Raw genomic sequence first — 21,545 nt, forward strand, 5'->3', positions numbered from 1 at the left:
TTCGGCTGAATTTCATCAAAATCAGCTTGAATCTATCTGTGTTTTTTATTTACTGGCTAGTTTTTGCCCAGCCTCTTTTCGCAGTACAGTGTATTAATTTATCCCCGAGTTAGTGTAACGAGGGTTATAGTTAAAACAAGTCCGAAAATATTCGGACTTGTTTTACAATGTCTGGGAGACTGTTTTATCCCCGAGCTAGCCTAGCGAGGGTTATAATATGGTTCTCTTGGTTTTTCCTAGGGAGTTTTCTTTGCCTTGAAATCGATAAAATGATATTCTAAAAAGACTGATCAACTTAAGTATTCTCATGTTGAAAAGTGATGGAGAATGGGATGATAGAGTGGATATTTTTTGATTTGGGTTCGACGCTTTTAGATGAAGAGGTTGCTTATGGTTATTATATAGACAAGTGTGTGAAGAAGTTAGAGTCTCTGGATATAGAGGTTTCATCAGATTCTTATAAAAAGAAAATGGTGGAGTATGCTCATAAGTCGCTGGACCCAATTCGTGCAACTTGGCAATATTTTGCACCGACCGAGCCACGTCCTTTATGGACAAATGAGGGTGTGAGCCTGTATCCTGAAACAATAGATGCTCTAGAGAAGTTATCACAAAACTATCAATTGGGGATAATTGCAAATCAATCTGCTACAGTAAGGGCTTTGTTGGAGGAATGGGGAGTTGAGTCTTACTTTCAACTTATTATCCTCTCTGAAGAAGTTGGACTATCTAAGCCAGATTCGACTATTTTCAAACTTGCATTGCAAAAAGCAAACACCACAGCAAATAGAATTGTCTATGTTGGGGATAGGTACGATAATGACATTGTACCAGCTAAATCGCTGGGTATGAGGGCTGTTCGCATATTGACAGGAATGGGAAGATTTGCTGTTGAGGATATGGAGTGGAAGAGTGACTGGCAGCTGCATTCAATGCAAGAACTTACGACTATTTTCAAAGAAAAAAGAAAACTAGACTGAACATTCTCAGCCTAGTTTTTACATGTATTAGAACAAGCCTTTAACTTTATCTAAAAGACCGTTAACACCTTCCGAACCTGATAACAAGCCTTTTGCTTGTTCCAGATATTCACCGAATTGGTCTTTATTGTCTTCGATAAATTGTTTTGCACCTTCAAAATCTTTGTTTGCGATTAATTCTTTTACTTGGTTGAAAAGATCAACTGGATTCATGTTGAATGCACCTCCTATGGAACTATTAAACCAAAATGGTCTCAATTTCACAATTAATATGTCTAATTAAAATGTGACGCAAACAGCTTCAGGAACGTAGAAATCATGATATAGTTCTGTTAAACGACCGCTCTCTTTATCTCTCGCAAAGACTGTCGCATTGTCAGAATCTTGATGAACGACAATTAAGTGATTTTCATCAGGACTAAGTGTGAAGTCACGAGGAGTTTTACCATTAGTCGGAACGATTTCAACCAACTCTAAGCTAGCGTCGCCTAGGGTTTTGTATACTGCGATAGAGTCGTTCCCACGGTTTGAACCATAGACAAATTGACCATCTTTAGTGATACGAATAGCAGCAGTACCATTGAAACCAGTGTGGTCCTCTGGAAGGGTTGAGATGGTTTGCATCAGTTCAAATTGACCCCAGCCATCATAGATAAGTACTTCAATAGTAGAGTTCAGTTCACAGATGAGGTAGGCAATTTTTGCAGTTGGATGGAAAACGATATGGCGTGGTCCGCTACCCGGTGTAGCTTGATAAGTTGCTACTTTTTCTAATTTTCCTTGATTGTCCACTTTATATGTAACCACTTGGTCACATCCCAAATCACAGGCTACTAGAAATTTATCTGGTGTTAAATCAGAGAAATGAACGTGAGCAGAAGCTTGGTTTTCATGTGGACCAGAGCCCTCGTGCTGAGCAACATCTGCAAGTTCAAGAGAACCATCTGTCAAACGCTTGTAGACCAGCAATTGCCCTTTGTGGTAATTTGAACCAAAGACCAGGTCTTTTTCTTCATCAACGGAAACATAGCAAAGTGGTGCACCTTCAGCTACCACATGATTTAGTGGAGTAAAGTCAGCAGAAAAGGCAGCGACACCACCTTGGCCATTTTCAGACCCTACTGAGTAGAGATGACCAGCTTGGTCAAAAGCTAGATAGGTGGGATTTGGTTCTTCCGCAACCAATTCTAAATTGCTAAGTTGTCCTGTTTCAGAGTCAAAATTTGCTTTATAAATTCCTTTTGATTCGCGTTTGGTATAGGTACCGAAATAGATTGTCATGGGCTTCTCCTTTTGGAAATGATTGATAAAATTATACCACTTTTTTCTGATAAAATCGCATAAATTCTGTAGTTGATAATGACAAAATTCTTTTCTACATGATACAATAGTAAAAAAAGAATAGGGGTGGGCAAGTTGGAAGATAAAGATCAAAAATTTAATCTGAGCTGGTTTTTTCGTTGGTTTCTAAATAATCAGGGTGTCACTATATTGTTAATCACTTTACTGTCTTTCTTAACAATCCTTGTATTTAGTAAAATTAGCTTTTTATTCAAACCTGTTGGAAGTTTTTTGGAAATAGTTCTTTTACCAATGATTTTAACTGGTCTTTTGTATTACCTGCTAAATCCAATGGTTGACTGGATGGAGAGACACAAGGTTTCTCGAACAGTTGGTATTTCAATTTTATTCGTTCTTATTGTCTTACTAATTGTTTGGGGGCTAGCTGTAGCTATTCCAAGTATCCAAGAGCAAGCAAGCTCTTTTGTTCAAAATCTACCATCCAATATTCAAAAAATTGAAAGTCGGATTACAGGATTGTTAGAAGACGAGCGATTTGAACAATTTAGACCAACCGCATTGGAAATGCTTGACAAAGTTAATGACCAGATAATCACTTTTGTGCAGAAATTTTCTTCCAGTGCTGTTAACTGGGCAAGTAATTTGATTTCGACTGCATCTCAGATTGTTGTTGCTGTTCTTATCATGCCTTTTATACTGTTTTACCTTTTACGGGATGGACAATACTTGAATAAACATATTACTCAATATTTACCGACTAAGTGGAGGGTGCCTATTGGAACTGTTTTGTCAGATGTGAACAGTCAGTTATCAAATTATGTTCGTGGTCAGGTAACTGTTGCAGTAATTGTAGCATTTATGTTCTCTATTTTATTTTCAATTATTGGTCTAAACTATTCTGTGACTTTAGGAGTGATGGCCGGATTTTTAAATTTGATTCCCTACCTAGGTTCATTTTTGGCAATGATTCCAGCAGTGATTTTGGGGTTAATTGCTGGTCCATTTATGCTGCTAAAAGTATTGATTGTTTTTATGATAGAACAAACCATTGAAGGTCGTTTTGTAACGCCTTTGATAATAGGTAGCTCGCTCAATATTCATCCAATTACGATCTTGTTTGTACTCCTGGCTGCAGGCCAAATGTATGGTGTACTTGGGGTGCTTTTAGGGATTCCAATTTATGCTTCTATCAAGGTTTTGGTGAAAGCAATTTTTGAATGGTACAAAGAAAATAGTGCTTTATATTATGAGGAATCTAATGAGGTAAAGAATGAACAATAGTGAAAAAATGGTGGCTTGTATCAGTCAGCAGGATTTAGAGAAAGCCAATAAGTATTTTAAACGAGCATTGGCTGAAGATGATGTTGAGACTTTATTGTCTCTAGCGGAATATTTGGAGGGAATTGGTTTTTTCCCACAGGCTAGTCAAATCTATGCTCAAGTGAAAGATGATTTTCCTGAAGTAGGCCTGAATTTGGCTCAAATTGCCTTTGAAGACGGTTTGGTCGAAGAAGCCTTTGCCTATTTGGAGGAAATTCCAGTGGATAGTCCTGTTTATGTGGAGGCTTTGTTGGTCAAGGCTGATTTATATCAAGCTGAGGGATTATCTGATGTTGCGCGTGAAAAAATGTTGGAAGCAAGTTACTTGTCCGATGAGCCAATTATTCTTTTTGGATTGGCTGAATTGGATATGGAATTGGAATTGTTTGACGAGGCCATTTCTTATTATGCACAGCTAGATAATCGTGACATCTATGAACTAACTGGAGTTTCTACCTATCAGCGAATTGGTATTGCCTATGCCAGTTTAGGGAAATTTGAAGTGGCCATTGAATTTTTGGAAAAAGCTGTTGAGTTGGAATATGATGACCAGACTGTTTTTGAATTGGCTGCTCTGCTATTTGAAAGTGAAGAATACCAGAAGGCAAATCTCTACTTTAAGCAACTGGATACAATTAATCCTGATTTTGATGGCTACGAGTATGCTTATGCTCAGTCACTTCATGCCGAGCATAAGTTTGATGAAGCCTTGGCTATGACGGAAAAAGGCCTGGCAAAAAATGATTTTGATGCCAATCTCTTACTTCAAGCTTCTCAGTATGCCTATGAATTACATGATGAGGAAAGAGCAGAAGACTATCTGCTCCGAGCAAAAGAGGTGGCTGAAGATGGGAATGAGCTCGCTTTGCGCTTGTCTAATTTGTATCTTGAGCAGGAACGATTTCAAGAGGTTGTGGCTTTATTTGATGAAGAGGTTGAGAATGTCTTGGCTCGATGGAATATTGCAAAAGCCTACCAGGCATTGGAGCAAGAAGATGCGGCTATTCAATTGTATGATGAATTGGCACTTGATCTAGTTGAAAACCCAGAATTTTTGGCTGATTATATAGAAGTGTTGCGCCAACTTGGTCGTTTGGATGAGGCAAAAGAGCAAGCTAGTCGTTATATCCAATTGGTTCCGGATGATTTGACCATGCAAGAATTTTTGAATGAAGAGTAGGTTATGCAAGTAAATCGATTATTTCAATACAACACCTTAGGTGCCTTGATGGCGGGGCTGTATGGCGGTTCTTTAACGGTTGGTGAATTGTTGGAACATGGTGATTTGGGGTTGGGAACCCTGGATTCCATTGATGGAGAGCTGATTATTTTAGATGGAAAGGCCTATCAGGCCAAAGGAGCAGGGGAAAAACCAGAAGTGGTTGAAGTTCCTGCTGATATGAAAGTTCCCTATGCGGCGGTTATTTTTCACGAAGCAGAAGTTATTTTCAAACAACGCTTTGAAATGACTAGCGATGAATTGCATCAGCGGATTGAGTCATATTATGATGGTGAAAATCTCTTTCGTTCCATCAAAATAAAAGGGAAGTTTTCGCATATGCACGTGCGCATGATTCCAAAATCGGCTTCTGATGTCCGTTTTGCGGAAGTGGCAAGTCGCCAGCCTGAGTATACCGCTGAGAATATTTCAGGCACCATTGTTGGTATTTGGACACCAGAAATTTTTCACGGGGTCAGTGTGGCTGGCTATCATTTGCATTTTATTTCGGATGATTTGGCCTTCGGTGGTCATGTTATGGACTATGTTATCTCAGAAGGAATGGTGGAAGTGGGGCCAGTAGATCAACTAGACCAACGTTTCCCTGTTCAAGACCGCCAGTATCTTTTCGCTAAGTTCAACGCTAAGGAAGTCAGAGAAGATATTGATAAAGCAGAATAGATCTAGCAATCGAGCCTAAAAAGAGAGAAGTTTCTTATTGGAACTACTCTCTTTTTTATATTTTCTTGCAATTTTACAAAAACTTTACAAAAAATAGGCAATATATTTGATAAAGAACTTGTAAAATGTATTCATAAAGAAAAGGAGTTATCTATGAAACACACATTTCGTTTTGCAAAAATTGCTGCAGTAGGTTTGGCTAGTTTGGGTCTTCTTGCTGCTTGTGGACAATCTTCAACTGATACATCTGATCAACCAATCACGGTAGTTTCGCGTGAAGAAGGTTCAGGAACTCGCGGTGCCTTTATTGAATTGTTTGGAGTAGAAACCAAGGACGCAAATGGTGAAAAAGTTGATAACACAACAAATCAAGCTATTGTAACAAATTCAACAGCTGTTATGTTGCAAACTGTAGCTGGGGACAATACTGCAATTGGTTATGTTTCACTCGGTGCCTTGGATGGAAATAGTAAAACACTTGAGATTGATGGCGTTGCTGCAAGTGTTGATACCATCAAATCTGGTGAATACAAAATTGCCCGTCCTTTCAATATTGTTACACAGGCAAGTGTCTCAGAAACAGCTCAAGACTTTATCAATTTCATTTTAAGTACAGAAGGTCAAGCAGTAGTCGAGAAAGCTGGCTATATTCCAGTTGATGCAAAAGGATCCTACCAAGCAAGTGTTACTTCTGGTAAGGTAACAGTTTCAGGTTCAAGTTCAGTCAACCCAGTTATGGAAAAACTGAAAGAAGCATATCAAAAAGTTAATGCTGGTGTAACTGTTGAAGTTCAGCAAAGTGATTCATCGACAGGTGTTACAAACGCTATCGAAGGTAGTGCAGACATCGGTATGGCTTCACGTGAATTAAAAGATTCTGAAACATCAGCTGGTGTATCAGCAACAGCGATTGCTATCGATGGTATTGCAGTGATTGTGAACAAGGATAATCCAATTAATGGATTAACAAGTCAAGAAGTACAGGACATCTTTACTGGTAAAAAAACTAAGTGGTCAGACTTTACTTCAAACTAAGGGGAGTTTCATGCGTCAATTCAGAGAAACCGGTATGCAAGCAGTCTTTTTTCTAGCTGCCTGCATTTCCGTTTTATCAGTTATTTTTATTTGTGCCTTTCTATTTTCAGCAGGTTTACCAGCTATTCAAGAAATTGGATGGGGCAATTTTCTATTTGGTCTAGAGTGGAGACCTTCTAATCAAATTTTTGGTATTTTGCCAATGATTATTGGGTCTGTTTATGTTACTTTTGGTGCCTTACTGATTGGGGTTCCAATTGGTATCTTAACAGCACTCTTTCTTGCTTTCTTTTGTAAGGAAAAATGGTACCCCATTTTTAAACGAGCAGTTAGTTTGATGGCAGGAATTCCCTCAGTTGTATATGGATTCTTCGGTTTGGTAGTCTTAGTGCCATTTGTTCGGAATAATGTTGGTGGGCATGGTATGGGAGTGTTGACGGCATCAATTCTCTTGGGAATCATGATTTTGCCAACAATTATCAGTGTATCCGAAGCATCGCTACGTGCTGTTCCAGAATCTTATTATCAAGGTGGGCTTGCTTTAGGTGCATCGCATGAACAGAGTATTTTTTTCGTCGTTCTACCAGCAGCACGTAGAGGTATTTTAGCCAGTGTCATTTTAGGTTTAGGTCGTGCTATGGGGGAAACAATGGCTGTCATTATGGTAGCCGGTAACCAAGCGTTGATTCCAACTTCCATTACATCAGGTGTACGGACATTAACAACAAACATTGTAATGGAAATGGGATATTCAACTGATTTACATCGTGAAGCCTTGATTGGTACAGCAGTCATCTTGTTTGTATTTATTTTAATCATCAACTTGGCTTTCTATCTCTTATATAAAAAGGAGGACTAAGTAGTGTCATTTTTTAAGAAACAAGATAGTGATGACCGCTTGTCGCTCTTTTTGAGACTGGTAGTCTATCTATCTGCTAGCCTTGCAGGATTAGCAACCGTATTTATTGTGGGCTATATTTTACTGAAAGGGATTCCTTTTCTTAGACCAGAATTATTTTCCTGGACCTATAATAGTGAAAATGTTTCAATGTTACCAGCCTTACTAAATACGATTTTGATGGCTATTTTAGCCTTGTTGATTGCCCTACCAATTGGTATCGGTGCTTCTGTTTACCTAACGGAATATGCTAAGTCAGGTAATCCACTTGTCACAGTTGTTCGGCTGGCAACAGAAACCTTATCCGGAATCCCCTCTGTTATTTATGGATTGTTTGGAGCGCTCTTCTTTGTAAAATTTTTAAATCTAGGCTTATCGATTATTGCTGGTGCAGCGACGTTAAGTATTATGATTTTACCTTTGATAATGCGTACAACAGAAGAAGCTTTATTATCAGTTGAAGATGGGTATCGTGAAGGTAGTTTCGCACTCGGAGCTGGAAAGTTACGTACAATTTTTCAAGTTGTTCTACCATCAGCCTTGCCTGGTATCTTTTCAGGTGTTGTTTTGGCTTTGGGGCGTGTGATTGGTGAGTCTGCAGCTCTTATCTTCACTGCAGGCACAGTGGCGGAGGTTGCCAAGAGTTTAACAAGTTCAGGACGAACATTGGCTGTACATATGTACTTGATTTCTGGCGAAGGTATTTATGTTAATCAAACCTACGCTACAGCAGTTATTCTCTTGATTCTCGTTATCGTGATGAACCTTTTATCCGAATGGATTGCAAATAAATTAGGAAGAAATAAGCATGAGTAAATTTAGCATTCAGGACTTTGATCTGTACTATGGAGAATTTCAAGCCTTGAAAAATATCAACTTGGATATTCCAAGTAATCAAATCACTGCCTTCATTGGCCCATCTGGTTGTGGTAAGTCAACCCTCTTGAAAAGCCTGAACCGGATGAACGATTTAGTGAAAAATTGCCGTATCACTGGTAAAGTATTATTGGACCAGAAAGATATTTATACGGACATGAAAACAACAGTACTTCGTAAAAAAGTAGGAATGGTTTTCCAGAAACCAAATCCTTTCCCGATGAGCATTTATGATAACGTGGCTTACGGTCCTCGAACTCACGGAATTCACAATAAATTAGAGTTGGATAAAATTGTTGAAAAATCATTGCGTCAAGCAGCTATCTGGGATGAGGTAAAAGATCGTCTTAACAAGTCGGCTTTAGGTTTGTCTGGTGGCCAGCAGCAACGTCTCTGCATTGCGCGTGCGCTTGCTACTGAGCCAGAAGTTTTGTTGATGGATGAACCAACAAGTGCTCTTGACCCAATTTCCACAGCTAAAATTGAGGAATTGGTGCTGGAATTAAAAAAAGATTATACCATTATCATGGTGACACACAACATGCAGCAGGCTTTGAGGGTTTCAGACCAAACAGCTTTCTTCTTGTTGGGAGAAGTTGTGGAATGCAATAAAACCAGCACTCTCTTCAGTATGCCTGAAGATCCACGTACAGAAGATTACATTACAGGGAGGTTTGGATAATGCGGTCACGATTCGAAAGTCAGTTAGAAGATTTGCAAAAAGATATGGTCTTTATGGGGGCCCTCTGCGAAGAGATTATCAATCGTTCACTCGAAGGGCTCAATGGTCCTGAAAGTCTCGATCAAGAGCGTATTCAACAAACCTACCTGCAAATTGAGGAGTTAGAGCGAGATATCGAAGCACGCTGTATCAAATTGCTCTTGCGCCAACAGCCAGTTGCTAGAGACCTACGAACTGTTTCCTCAGCCCTAAAAATGGTGTATGATATGAAACGGATAGGAGCTCAATCCTCTGAAATTGCGGATTTAATCAGCCGTAACACGATTGATTTGGTGGATGAAATTCCTTTGGTTAAAAAAATGGCAGAGCAGGTTACCCAGATGGTTGTTGGTAGTTTGGATGCCTTTGTAAAGGAAAGTGATCGTTTAGCACATGAAGTGATTGAAAAAGACGATACAGTTGACCAATATTTTGGTACAATAAAAGAGAAACTAGCCAATTATTTAGGGAACCATTCTGCAAATGGGGACCAGGCCATTGACTTGTTGATGATTGCTAAGTATCTAGAACGCATTGGAGATCACGCTGTAAATATTGCTAAATGGGTTCATTACGCTATCACAGGTCAATTAGAAGGGTAAAATAAATGATCTACTGTGTTGAAGATGATGATGCCATTCGTGAATTAATGATCTATAGCCTCAAGACCGCTGGTTTTGAGGCTAGAGGTTTTGCTGACGCTGAAGCCTTTTGGCCAGTCATTGAACAAGAATTACCAGACTTGGTTTTATTAGATGTAATGATGCCAGGACAGGATGGAATTTCCATTTTACAGCAACTAAGAAGTCAGTCCTACACACGCGATCTCCCTGTTGTGATGGCAACGGCTAGAGGAACGGAAATCGACAAGGTTCAAAGTCTGGATCTTGGTGCTGATGATTACCTGGTCAAACCCTTTGGAATGATGGAAATGATTTCACGTATTAAGGCTGTTTTACGGAGAAGTCAGCGAAATCAACCATTGGATCTTTGTTACTTTGGCGATATTCAGATGGATGTAGAGCGACATAAAGTATCGGTTAGAAAACGGAAAGTTGAACTGACATTGAAGGAGTTTGAATTGCTCCATATGCTCCTAAAAGCACCCCAGAAAGTATTTAGTCGTCAAGAATTATTGGACAGGGTTTGGGGACAGGACTTTCTCGGTGAAACCCGTACAGTTGATGTGCATGTTGGAACCTTACGTCAGAAACTGGGGAGTGCAGGTGGTTACATAAAGACTGTTAGAGGTGTTGGTTACCAACTGGAGGAAGAGGATGACTAAGAAAATTTTTCGAACAGTTTTGCTGTCTTCGATGTCCATCTCCTTAGGTACCATTATCCTTATCTTAGGCTATTTATATCACTACTTTACAAATTCACAGTTAGATCAATTAAGGCTCCAAACTAGTCTCATTGCACAAGCAGTTGAGGAGGATGGACAGACCTATCTGGATCAAATTGATTTGCAAGATTTGCGTGTTACCTGGATTGCACATGATGGTCAAGTGCTCTATGATTCCGAAAAAGATGTCAAACAATTAGACAACCACAGTAATCGTGAAGAAGTGGTGGAAGCACTCGAAACTGGTTATGGTGAGAGTATTCGACAATCAGCCACTTTAACCCAGCGATTGCTCTATACTTCTCAACGCTTAAATGATGGTACAGTGATTCGCTTAGCTATCGCACAGAAAACGATTGTTGTTTTATTATGGAATTTAGCACCATGGGTTAGTCTACTATTTTTGATTTCTGTTTTTGCAGCAATCCTCCTAGCAAGAATAACCTCAAAAAAATTACTTGCACCTTTAGAAGCAATAGATTTGGATAAACCATTAGACAATGAAGTCTATGCGGAACTCCACCCTTTGCTGAAGCGTCTGGATTACCATCAATCACAACTTGCTGAAAAAGAAACCTTATTGCAACAAAAGCAAGATGAGTTTGACACAATTATCTCCAAGATAAAAGAAGGAATGGTTATTGTGGATGCCAAGGGGCATTTGGTTAGTTACAATGGAGCAGCCAGCCAACTACTAGATTTTCAATCTGATGATTTTGGCCAATCCTTGCCTTTCTTTCAACGGAATCTTGGCCTGAAAAGTCTGATGGATACTGTTTTGAATGGGCAAAAAGTGGAGTCCATTTGTGAAATAAAAGATAGTCAGTACAAGGTTATTGCTAGACCTATTTGGACAGACAAACTCCAATCCGGAGCAGTTTTTCTATTTTTTGATGTGACAGAACAATATCATCTTGATAAGTTACGGAGAGAATTCACAGCAACAGTATCACACGAACTGCGGACGCCTTTACATATTTTATCAGGCTATTCTGAAATTCTCAGGGCCAATGTGGTTTCTCCTGAAAATATACAATTATTTTCTGAAAAAATATATCAAGAGTCACAGCGGATGATCCAATTGGTTGAAGATATTCTTCAATTGACGCAACTAGACGAGGGGCGGATAATCAGTAAAGAACCAATCCACTTTAAAGGAGTCATCCAACAGGTGGTTGCTAGTCTACAAGAAAAAGCAGATCAGCGAGGGATCTCAATTCAATTTAATGGGGATGAGGTTGATTTTACAGGCAATCCCGCTCTCTTGCAATCCATTGTGTATAATTTATGTGACAATGCCATCAAATATAATAGAGATGGTGGTCAGGTTACAATTGATCTATATCAAGATCAAGAACACATTAACCTAGAGGTTCGAGATACCGGCATTGGTATTTCGAAAGCTGATCAGGAACGTATTTTTGAACGTTTTTATCGTGTGGATAAAAGTCGTTCAAAACAAGTGGGGGGGACAGGCCTTGGACTTTCAATAGTGAAACATGCCTTACAGGTTCATGGTGCAAGTGTCCAAGTATCTAGTCAACTAGGTCAAGGCACCACAATGACTGTTCACTTTCCAAAAAATGAGTAAAGAAAAGAACCATAAAAATCAATTGATTTTCATGGTTTTTATTTTTTCTTCTGTTGGGGTGACACGGAGGGTTTTCTGACCGCGGTAGGTCACAAAACCTGGCTTGCCACCTGTTGGTTTGTGAAGTTTCTTAGCTTCAATCATATCCACTTGAACCAAGTTAGAATGCCTTGCCTTGGAGAAGTAGGCAGCTAGTTCTGCCGCATCTGTCTTGACTTCGTCACTTGGGTCCAAGTTGTCTGTGATGACCACATGACTGCCTGGAATGTCTTTGGCATGGAACCAGAGTTCGCCCTTTTTAGCTATTTTGAAGGTCAATTCATCATTTTGCAGGTTATTCTTTCCAACCAGAATAATGGTTTTCCCGTCCGTCGCCAAGTAACGCTCAGGTTTCTGACGTTTATGGATTTTCTCACGGTGGCGACGCTTGAGGTAGCCTGTTTCAATCAATTCCTCGCGGATCTCATCAATTTCAGCCAGACTAGCCTGTCCCAGCATGGTGTCAACGGACTCCAGATAGACAATGGTCGCCTTAGTCTCCTCAATCAAGTTGGTTAGGTGCTTGGCCGCTTCCTTGAGTTTCTGGTATTTCTTAAAGTAACGTTGCGCATTCTGGCTAGGAGTAAGTGCTACGTCCAACTCAATTTCCAGCTCCTGGCCCGTATAGTAGTTGTCTAATCGCACGCTCGGCTGGTCGTTGGGTACCTGATGCAGATAGGTGGTCAGGAGCTCACCCTTTTGCCGCACCAACTCCGCCGTCTCCGTATCCGCTAATTCCTGCTCCTGTTTGACCAGCTTCTTGCGATTCTTCTCTAACTCACTGGCCACCCGCTTGATCAGCTCATTGGCCTGTTGGGCCACCCGATCCCGCTCCGCTTTGTCCTGATAGTAGAAGTCCAGCAGACTGCTCAGGCTTTCAAAGTGTGGCTGGTTTTCAGGGCTATTAGCAAATGGCAAAGCAGCATAGGACTTGTCTGTCAGGCTAGGAAGTGTAGCCTGGTCAAAAAAGGCACGGAAGTTCTTCAGGCGGTCTGTCTGCAAATGACTGGCCAGTTCAGAAGCCGTATCCCGCCCCAAACCTTGAAAGATCTGTTGGAGATTTTTAGGACTCAGTTCCTGAGTCGATAGGATTTCAAATAATTTCTCGTCAGATACCGTGTAAGGATTGAGAGAATGCTTCTCCGGTGGTCGAATGTAGGTGGAGCCAGGCAAGATAGTTCGGTAGGAATTTTGCGAGAAACCAACGTGCTTGATAGCCTCTATAATCTTCTGTTCAGACTTATCTACCAAGATGATATTGCTATGTTTTCCCATAATTTCTACTATCAAGGTAGCTTGGATATGGTCTCCGATCTCGTCCTTGTTGGATACCGAAAACTCTAAAATCCGATCGTTTTCTAGCTGTTTAATTTCCTCGATAACCGCTCCTTGTAAATACTTCCTTAGAATCATGGTAAAGGTATTAGGCACCTTAGGATTTGTAAATTCTGTTTGAGTAAGTTGGACACGGCCCAAAATGGAATGTGCAGACAGGAGCAATTTATGGCTCTGACGGTTGCTTCGGATGTTCAGAACAATTTCCTGTTCAAAGGGCTGGTTGATTTTCTGAATCCGCCCACCTTCTAAATTGGCCCTTAACTCAGCCGTCATGTGATGTAAAAAAAATCCGTCAAAAGACATGGTTTTCCTCTTTCTAATAGCTATAACTCAGTCTAGTATATCATATTTCATAGATTTTTTGATGAGACTCAGTAGGTAGCCGGAAGAAAAATTTTCAGAAAATTTAATCAAAAGCCTTGACAAAGACTTTTTGATGCCGTATAATTTTTTTAATCAGAAGAAGTAGTAAAGCAGAAGTCTTCAGGGAGCCTGTGGTACTGGGAACAGGTGGCGGAGTTTTATGAAATGGGCTGATGTGTATTTATGTCTATTTTATGACGTCGTTAGTCGGTTTTGCCGTACCACCAGTACTGCCTTCACCCGGCTCCCTAGTCCTAAAATACCCTAAATTCACAAGGATTGTTTGGTGTAACATACTTTGCGTAGACTGTTTTGGCTGAGTACGAGGCAGGTCGACGTAGCTTATACTAGCGGTATATGAAGTTTTCAGCCAAATCAATCATGCAAATGAACTTAAAAAAATGATAGTTCGGTCCGCACACCTTACAGTGCAACTCCTTGTTTGAGGAGATGAGATATGGGAGGATTCTATACAATTCCCATAAGTGAGGTGGCACCGTGTCATTGACGCCCTCGCAGGTTGGTTTTTCCTGCGGGGGCTTTTTCCTTTAGTCATTCAGTTTATCTTTTATTACGTCGACGAATGAGGAAACTTCGTTTCCGTATTTCCAACTTCAAATAATTTCATCATTATTTGAACTCGCTTTGCCGTACTTTAGTACTGCCTGCAGCTCGTTGCCTAGTACTAAAAGCAAACTGAAAGACTATTATCTAAACGAGGTAATCATGATGAAACGATGGCGATGGTGGAATAGTATACTGATGATGTAGGATTTTTTTATTAAAAAGGAGAATTAGATATGATGAAAAATAAAAATTTACTTGCTACAATTATTGCCCTTACTGTGATGGTGGTTGTTGCCTTGTTTTTGACGCAAAAAGAACAGAACAATTCAACGAATAGCACAGAAAAAGTTAAAATTGGGGTTCTCCAATTTGTGACGCATGATTCACTAGACGAAATTTACAAAGGAATCAAAGCAGGACTTGAAGAAGGTGGCTATACAACAACTGAGAATCTCTCCATTGATTTTATGAATGCAGAAGGTGATCAGTCACAGGTTCAAACCATGAGTAAAAAATTGGTGGACAATGGTAATGAGCTATTGATTGGTATTGCGACACCTGCTGCACAGGGATTAGCAAACGCTACGACAGAATTACCTATTATCATGGGGGCTGTAACAGATCCTGTTGGTGCTAACTTGGTAACTGACTTGAAAAATCCTGGTGGAAATATTACAGGAGTATCTGACCAAACACCAGTAGCAGATACAGTTTCTCTCATTAAAGAAATTACACCAGATGCAAAAACAATCGGTGTTCTTTACTCCTCAAACGAAGACAATTCAAAAATTCAAGTTGCTGAATTTAAGGCAGCAGCAGAAGAGGCTGGCTATACAGTTCTTGAATATGCAGTTGCATCAAGCAATGAATTGGCTTCTACTGTAGAGGTGGCAAGCAGCAAGGTAGATGCCCTTTTCACCCCAGTAGATAATACTGTTGCATCTGCATTTTCAACAGTTGTTTCTGTCGCGAATAAAAGCAAAACACCGATTTTCACAAGCGTAGAAGACATGGTCGAAGGCGGTGGTATCGCATCTGTTACCCTCAGTCAATATGACTTGGGTGTCGCAACTGGTAAAATGACTGCAAAAATTCTTGATGGTGCGAATCCAGCGGATACACCTGTACAAATTTTTAATGAAGGAACCGTTGTCGTTAACCAAAAAGTTGCCAAAGAATTAGGAATTACATTGTCTGATGATGTGATCAATCAGGCAAGTAAAGTTATTGAATAAAACAAAGGATAGTTATGATTGTATCAACAGTTTCACAAGCTCTTTTATGGGCTGTACTTGGTTTAGGAATATTCGTCACGTTTAGAATATTGAATTTTCCAGATATGACAACCGAAGGCTCTTTCCCTCTAGGTGGTGCAGTTGCTGTTACCTTGCTCACTCAGGGAGTTCATCCTGTTTTGGCAACTTTGGCAGCTGTTTTGGCAGGGTGCATGGCAGGATTAGTTACGGGCTTGTTATATACCAAGGGGAAAATCCCCACGCTTTTGGCTGGTATATTAGTGATGTCTTCCTGCCACTCTGTTATATTATTCATCATGGGTCGTGCTAATTTGGGCTTGTTGAATACGAATCGTTTACAAGATTTACTTCCTTTTTCTGATCAGGTCAATAGCTTGTTGTTAGGTTTGGGAAGTGTTGCCTTAGTGATTTCAGCTTTGATGTTCTTCCTATATACAAAACTTGGACAAGCTTTTATCGCGACAGGGGACAATCCAGATATGGCGCGTAGTTTTGGTATCTACACCAGCAGAATGGAATTGCTCGGTTTAGTACTTTCAAACGGGATTATTGCTCTTGCTGGAGCCTTAATTGCACAACAGGAAGGCTATGCGGATGTTTCTCGTGGTATTGGTGTCATTGTCGTTGGAATGGCAAGTCTCATCATCGGTGAAGTTCTTTATGGAAATCTAACCATGCTGGAGCGATTATTGGCCATTGCTGTAGGTGCTATCTTTTATCAATTCTTAATTCTCGGTGTTATTTCACTGGGAATCAATACTAGCTACCTTCGTATCTTCTCTGCTATGATTTTGGCAATCTGTCTCATGGTTCCCGAATTGAAAAACAAAGTGTTGAAAGGAGCTAGTTTGTCAAGATGAAAGCAATTGTAGAATTAAAAAATACTACTAAAGTAGTGACCAATGGATTTAATGAAGAGCGTGTCATCTTAGATAAGGTAAATCTGACCATCTACCAAGGGGATTTTATTACAATTTTAGGTGGTAATGGAGCTGGAAAGTCAACACTTTTTAATGTCATTGCAGGAACCTTGCCCTTGACCAGTGGTTCGGTTCATATTCTTGGTGAGGATGTAACCAATTGGCCTGCAGAGAAGCGAGCAAAATACTTGGCTCGTGTCTTTCAAGATCCGAAAATGGGAACAGCTCCTCGTATGACGGTGGCTGAAAACCTGCTCATCGCAAAATACCGTGGCGAGGGACGGGGGTTGGTACCACGTAAATTATCTCAACAGATAGAGGAATTTGCTCAACTCTTACCACGAGTTGGAAATGGTTTGGAAAAACATTTGGAAACGCCAGCAGGGCTTTTATCAGGTGGTCAACGTCAGGCATTGAGTCTCTTGATGGCGAGTTTGAAACAACCAGAATTATTGTTATTGGATGAGCATACTGCTGCACTTGACCCCAAAACCAGTCAATCCTTGATGCAGTTAACGGATGAATTGATTGCGACCAAGGGAATGACTGCGCTTATGGTAACTCATCAGATGGAAGATGCGTTGCGTCACGGCAATCGACTGATTGTCATGAAAAATGGACAGATCATTCAGGATCAGACTGCTGAAGAAAAATCTAAGATGAAACTGGAAGATTATTATAAATTGTTTGATTAAGAATCTGTATTCATAGTTCAGTACTTCTAAGTCTAGTAAGTCTAGTTTTAGCAAAAACTATTTCTTAACCCAAAGCCGCATTTCACTTGTGAATACAGGTCCTAAAGTCTGGAGCAATCCAGGCTTTTCTTTTCCTTTGAGTGATCTAAAAAATGAAGTATACTATACTTAAATATAGTCATTTGAATTAGTTTTGATACATCGTCACTTTCGGTTTGCCGTACTCTAGTATTGTCTGCACCTCAGTTCCTTATCTGAAAGCTAATTCATTCGACTATTCATAGAGAGGTGGCGTCATGGAAAACCTTCTTTTTAATAAACTGGCAGAATTAGGAATTGATTACGAGTTTATTGAGCATCCAGCTGCTTTGACCACAGAAGATGCGGACCGCTTTACAAAAGGATTAGAAGGAGTCCGCACCAAGTCTATGTTTCAGACAAACAAAAAGAAAACAGCTTTCTATTTGTTGATCATGGATGACCAGAAACAGTTAGTTATGGAGCACTTTCGTGATTTGGTTGGAGTCAATCGTATTCGGATGGCCTCCAGTAATAGTTTGATGGAAAAGATGTGCTTGACAGCTGGAGTGGCCTCTATTTTTGGTTTGTTGCATAATGTTGAAAAGGATATTCAAGTCTATTTTGACAAAGAAATTTTAGCTCAACCCATACTAACCTTCCATCCAAATGTGAATACCAAAACAATTTTTGTCAAGACTGAGGATGTTTTATGTTTTGTTGAGAAAATTGGTTTTCATGCCCATATCGTTGAATTGCGAGGAAGTATGAAGTAGTTTGTTTTTCAATTTTTGAGAGTATCTATGGATTTGGTTCGCATGGACGTCATCAAATGGTGACAAAAGAGATTTTGTTACAAATTTATTTATAGGAACTTCGTTGATTTTCAGCGGAGTTTTTGTAAATTTTCTTAAAAAAATGTATAATAGAAACGATAGCTATATAGAAATATGGATTTAGAAATAGTTTTGATGATGGATTTTTCAAACTCATTTCATAAAAATTGAAAATTCGGATATAGCAGACTGTAATTCGACTTGGGAATCCCAAGGACCGTTGGTAAGAAAAATAAAATGGACACCTGTGGGATGTCCAAAAGGAGTAAAGATGAGCACAATTAAAATTATGGCTCTTGGTGGTGTTCGGGAAAATGGGAAAAACCTCTATATTACCGAAGTAAATGAGCATATATTTGTTTTGGATGCGGGTGCAAAGTATCCAGAAAATGAACAACTTGGTGTGGATATTGTCGTTCCGAACTTTGAATATTTGGAAGAAAATAAGCACCGTGTAGCAGGAATTTTTTTATCGCATGGGCATGCGGATGCTATTGGGGCGCTGCCATACCTTCTGGAAAAAGTGAAGGTGCCGGTATTTGGTTCGCATTTGACGATTGAATTAGCAAAATTGCTTGTTAAAAATAATAATGCAACGAAAAAATTCAATGATTTTCATGTGATCAATGAGAAGTCTGAAATAGATTTTGGGGATTCGGTTGTTTCTTTCTTTCAAACAACTCACTCCATTCCTGAAAGCTTGGGAGTGGTGATTAAAACGGATCAAGGCAATATTGTATATACAGGTGATTTTAAATTTGACCAGGCGGCAGATAAATTCTACAAGACTGATTTTAGTCGCTTAGCTGAGATTGGTAATGAGGGAGTTTTAGCGCTCTTGTCTGATTCTGCCAATGCAGACAGCAATGAACAGGGTGCAAGTATGCATGAAGCAAGGGAAGAAATTCTTAATACAATTGCCGATTGGGATGGTCGTATCATTGTTGCAGCAGTTGCCAGCAATATTGTCCGTATCCAACAAATTTTTGATGCTGCGGAAAAAACAGGTCGCCGTATTGTCCTAACGGGTCATGACGTGGAGAACATTGTCCGTACAGCAATTCAACTGAAGAAGTTGCATCTTGTCAGTGAAAAACTACTTGTGAAGCCGAAAGACATTGCGAAGTATGAGGACCATGAGCTCATTATTCTTGAAACAGGTCGTATGGGTGAGCCTTTGAATGGCTTGAGAAAAATGGCTATCGGTAGACACAGGTATGTTGAAATCAAAGATGGAGATTTAGTTTATATTGTTACGACTCCAAGTATTTCAAAAGAAGCTATGGTAGCCCGTGTTGAAAACTTAGTGTACAAAGCTGGTGGTGTTGTACAATCCATTGCGAAGAAATTGCGCGTGTCAGGTCACGGGAATTCTAGAGATCTTCAATTGATGATGAATATCATGAAGCCCAAATATCTTTTCCCAATCCAAGGGGAATACCGTCAATTGGAGGCTCATGCAAAAGCTGCTATTGAAATCGGTATGTACCCAGAGAATATTATCATCGTCAAACGCGGTGATGTGATGTCCTTCGAAGATGGAGACTTTGTTCACAATGGTGCCGTACCTTCTGGTGATGTGATGATTGATGGTAATGCAATTGGGGATGTTGGAAATATTGTTCTGCGTGATCGTAAAATTCTCTCTGAAGACGGCATCTTTATTGTAGCAATTACAGTTAATCGTCGTGAAAAGAAAATTATTTCTAAGGCAAAAGTCAATACCCGTGGATTTGTCTATGTCAAGAAGAGTAAAGATATCTTGCGTGAGTCCTCAGAGTTAGTAAATGCAACAGTTGAAAATTACTTTACAAAAGATAGTTTTGACTGGACAGAGTTGAAAACTGCTGTTCGCGATGACCTCACTAAATTCCTATTTGAACAGACTAAACGTCGCCCAGCTATTTTGCCAGTGATTATGGAAGTTAAATGAGATTAATGAATTTGTGAAGAGCCGAGGATAACTCGGGCTCTTTCCAATAAGGAGAAATATATGGCTATTATGAAAATAGAATATCACTCGGAAGTATTGGATATGTCTAGGCAGGTCAATGTCCTTTATCCAGACCGGAATCAGGTTGAAAATCCAGATGATAAAGACATTCCTGTTTTATATCTCCTACATGGAATGGGAGGGAACCATGACTCCTGGCTCAATCGGTCGACAATTGAACGACTGGTTCGCTATACCAATCTCATTGTTGTTATGGTCAATACAGATAAGGGCTGGTATACCAATACTACTTATGGTATGAATTACTATGACGCCTTTGCGATTGAATTGCCTCAGATTTTGAAACGATTCTTCCCAAATATGTCTGATCAGCGCGAAAAGAACTTTATAGCTGGTTTGTCAATGGGTGGTTATGGTGCTTTTAAATTGGCACTGGGGACAAATCGTTTTTCTTATGCAGCATCTTTGTCAGGAGCTCTCCAGTTTGATTTTGACAATCCCGCCTCAGCGTCCTTAGGAAATATGGCCTACTGGCAGGGAGTTTTTGGGGATATTTCTGACACAAAAAATCCAAATAGCTTGCTAGAGATGGTCAAACAATCGGATAAAAAAACAAAGTTCTATGTCTGGTGTGGGGAAGAAGATTTTCTCTTTGATGGCCATCAAAAGGCGATTGTTGCTTTAAAAAAAGCTGGTTTGGATATTGAAGCAAGTGTTGGTCCAGGCAAACACGAATGGTATTATTGGAACCAGCAGATTGAAAAGGTTTTAACCTGGTTACCAATTGATTTTGAATTGGAAGAAAGATTATCTTAGGTTTTAAGAAAAGATTTAGAAAATTTAGCTATACTGAAAACTATTTCTAGGTAGGGGTATAGTTTATGAATGTTATTAAAAGTATTTTTCTGTGGTGTTGGCGAACGATTTGGGGCTTAGTTTGGTTATCAATGGTGGTCATCGTCTGTGGTTTGGGATTGTTGTTCTATTTTCAAAAAGATGTGGCCCCTCAAATGCTTCAAACATTGGCACAAGAAGTTCAATTGATGGTCAATGGACAATCAGAAGTTTCTTTAGAAGAAGGTGTTGATACCATTAAACACCTCACAACTGATACGGTGAATACAGCTCATCATGGCCGTTGGGAAAGTAATACTGCGACCATTTATATCGAAACTCAGAATCCAACGTTTGTTGCTGCCTATCAGACGGCTATTGCAAATTGGAATGCCACGGGTGCCTTCACATTTGTTGTGACGACTGATCCGGGTCAGGCCGATATTATCGCAACTGAGATGAATGATGGAAATACGCAGGCAGCAGGCGAAGCCAATTCGACAGCGAACTTACTTACGAATTATTATAGTTCAGTAACGGTTCGCTTAAATAGTTATTATTTGTTAAATGAACAATATGGTTATGACATGGACCGGATTGTTCACACAGCTGAACACGAATTGGGGCACGCGATTGGTCTAGACCACAAAGAAAATCAAACCTCTGTCATGGAGTCAGCGGGTTCCAATCATGGTATTCAGCAGGCAGACATTGACGCAGTTGTCCAGCTTTATACTACGTATTGACTGATCATTGA

At 39.8% G+C, this 21,545-nt stretch carries 21 protein-coding genes; 18 read left to right on the top strand and 3 right to left on the bottom strand.

From position 1 onward, the window contains the following. Positions 1-332: 332 nt before the first annotated feature. Positions 333-980, top strand: coding sequence for an HAD family hydrolase (locus ACPC58_RS05915; protein WP_434065521.1), 648 nt, complete (start codon positions 333-335; stop codon positions 978-980). A 27-nt stretch (positions 981-1,007) separates the two neighbouring features. On the opposite strand, the gene ACPC58_RS05920 is transcribed toward ACPC58_RS05915, so the two are convergent. Continuing rightward, positions 1,008-1,193, bottom strand: a complete 186-nt coding sequence (locus tag ACPC58_RS05920) for a hypothetical protein (protein ID WP_130554457.1) — start codon at positions 1,191-1,193, stop codon at positions 1,008-1,010. A 66-nt stretch (positions 1,194-1,259) separates the two neighbouring features. Further along, positions 1,260-2,261, bottom strand: a complete 1,002-nt coding sequence (locus ACPC58_RS05925; protein WP_434065522.1) for a lactonase family protein — start codon at positions 2,259-2,261, stop codon at positions 1,260-1,262. Between the two features lie 135 nt (positions 2,262-2,396). Between ACPC58_RS05925 and ACPC58_RS05930 the strand changes: the two genes are divergently transcribed. The 10 genes from ACPC58_RS05930 to ACPC58_RS05975 all read left to right on the top strand — a co-directional run bounded on the left by ACPC58_RS05930 (position 2,397) and on the right by ACPC58_RS05975 (position 11,968). Next, positions 2,397-3,563, top strand: coding sequence for an AI-2E family transporter (locus ACPC58_RS05930; RefSeq protein ID WP_434065523.1), 1,167 nt, complete (start codon positions 2,397-2,399; stop codon positions 3,561-3,563). After that, entirely contained in the window at positions 3,553-4,782 is a 1,230-nt protein-coding gene (locus tag ACPC58_RS05935) for a hypothetical protein (RefSeq protein WP_434065524.1), read from the top strand. Before ACPC58_RS05930 ends, ACPC58_RS05935 begins: the two co-directional genes overlap by 11 nt. A gap of 3 nt (positions 4,783-4,785) precedes the next feature. Beyond that, positions 4,786-5,502: an acetolactate decarboxylase gene (gene budA, locus ACPC58_RS05940; RefSeq protein WP_434065525.1), complete on the top strand. Its 717-nt coding sequence runs from the start codon at positions 4,786-4,788 to the stop codon at positions 5,500-5,502. Positions 5,503-5,655: 153 nt separating this feature from the next. Next, entirely contained in the window at positions 5,656-6,537 is an 882-nt protein-coding gene (locus ACPC58_RS05945; RefSeq protein WP_289648641.1) for a substrate-binding domain-containing protein, read from the top strand. Positions 6,538-6,547: 10 nt separating this feature from the next. Beyond that, entirely contained in the window at positions 6,548-7,396 is an 849-nt protein-coding gene (pstC, locus tag ACPC58_RS05950; protein WP_274512936.1) for a phosphate ABC transporter permease subunit PstC, read from the top strand. A 3-nt stretch (positions 7,397-7,399) separates the two neighbouring features. Further along, positions 7,400-8,251 (top strand): phosphate ABC transporter permease PstA, encoded by an 852-nt coding sequence (gene pstA / locus ACPC58_RS05955; RefSeq protein ID WP_172035787.1) that lies wholly within the window; start codon positions 7,400-7,402, stop codon positions 8,249-8,251. After that, on the top strand, positions 8,244-8,993 hold the full coding sequence (pstB, locus tag ACPC58_RS05960) for a phosphate ABC transporter ATP-binding protein PstB (RefSeq protein ID WP_277843852.1): 750 nt from the start codon (positions 8,244-8,246) through the stop codon (positions 8,991-8,993). Before pstA ends, pstB begins: the two co-directional genes overlap by 8 nt. Further along, a complete protein-coding gene (phoU, locus tag ACPC58_RS05965) occupies positions 8,990-9,634 on the top strand; it encodes a phosphate signaling complex protein PhoU (protein WP_277837117.1) in 645 nt (214 codons plus the stop codon). Before pstB ends, phoU begins: the two co-directional genes overlap by 4 nt. Positions 9,635-9,639: 5 nt before the next feature. Continuing rightward, positions 9,640-10,317: a winged helix-turn-helix domain-containing protein gene (locus tag ACPC58_RS05970; protein WP_217373972.1), complete on the top strand. Its 678-nt coding sequence runs from the start codon at positions 9,640-9,642 to the stop codon at positions 10,315-10,317. Then, positions 10,310-11,968 carry a sensor histidine kinase gene (locus ACPC58_RS05975; protein WP_289648645.1) on the top strand — a complete coding sequence of 553 codons (1,659 nt, stop codon included), beginning with the start codon at positions 10,310-10,312 and terminating at the stop codon, positions 11,966-11,968. The genes ACPC58_RS05970 and ACPC58_RS05975 overlap by 8 nt, the downstream gene beginning before the upstream one ends. 18 nt (positions 11,969-11,986) lie before the next feature. On the opposite strand, the gene ACPC58_RS05980 is transcribed toward ACPC58_RS05975, so the two are convergent. Beyond that, positions 11,987-13,648 (bottom strand): Rqc2 family fibronectin-binding protein, encoded by a 1,662-nt coding sequence (locus tag ACPC58_RS05980; RefSeq protein ID WP_277843848.1) that lies wholly within the window; start codon positions 13,646-13,648, stop codon positions 11,987-11,989. Positions 13,649-14,511: 863 nt separating this feature from the next. Between ACPC58_RS05980 and trpX the strand changes: the two genes are divergently transcribed. The 7 genes from trpX (at position 14,512) to ACPC58_RS06015 (ending at position 21,534) form a co-directional block, all read left to right on the top strand. After that, entirely contained in the window at positions 14,512-15,510 is a 999-nt protein-coding gene (gene trpX, locus ACPC58_RS05985; protein ID WP_274504936.1) for a tryptophan ABC transporter substrate-binding protein, read from the top strand. A gap of 14 nt (positions 15,511-15,524) precedes the next feature. Then, positions 15,525-16,391, top strand: a complete 867-nt coding sequence (locus ACPC58_RS05990; RefSeq protein ID WP_434065526.1) for an ABC transporter permease — start codon at positions 15,525-15,527, stop codon at positions 16,389-16,391. Then, the gene (locus tag ACPC58_RS05995) at positions 16,388-17,146 is read left to right on the top strand and encodes an ABC transporter ATP-binding protein (RefSeq protein ID WP_418126562.1); all 759 of its coding nucleotides are present in this window, start codon (positions 16,388-16,390) and stop codon (positions 17,144-17,146) included. The genes ACPC58_RS05990 and ACPC58_RS05995 overlap by 4 nt, the downstream gene beginning before the upstream one ends. A 296-nt stretch (positions 17,147-17,442) precedes the next feature. Further along, positions 17,443-17,940, top strand: coding sequence for a prolyl-tRNA synthetase associated domain-containing protein (locus ACPC58_RS06000; RefSeq protein ID WP_434065527.1), 498 nt, complete (start codon positions 17,443-17,445; stop codon positions 17,938-17,940). 331 nt (positions 17,941-18,271) lie between these two features. Beyond that, positions 18,272-19,933: a ribonuclease J gene (locus ACPC58_RS06005; protein WP_434065528.1), complete on the top strand. Its 1,662-nt coding sequence runs from the start codon at positions 18,272-18,274 to the stop codon at positions 19,931-19,933. A 60-nt stretch (positions 19,934-19,993) separates the two neighbouring features. Next, on the top strand, positions 19,994-20,770 hold the full coding sequence (locus tag ACPC58_RS06010) for an alpha/beta hydrolase (protein ID WP_171988791.1): 777 nt from the start codon (positions 19,994-19,996) through the stop codon (positions 20,768-20,770). Positions 20,771-20,835: 65 nt separating this feature from the next. Beyond that, a complete protein-coding gene (locus ACPC58_RS06015) occupies positions 20,836-21,534 on the top strand; it encodes a M57 family metalloprotease (RefSeq protein ID WP_434065529.1) in 699 nt (232 codons plus the stop codon). The last annotated feature ends 11 nt before the right edge of the window (positions 21,535-21,545 follow it).

Origin of the sequence: Streptococcus sp. VTCC 12905, from assembly GCF_049893385.1 — a bacterium.
GTDB lineage: Bacteria > Bacillota > Bacilli > Lactobacillales > Streptococcaceae > Streptococcus > Streptococcus suis_AA.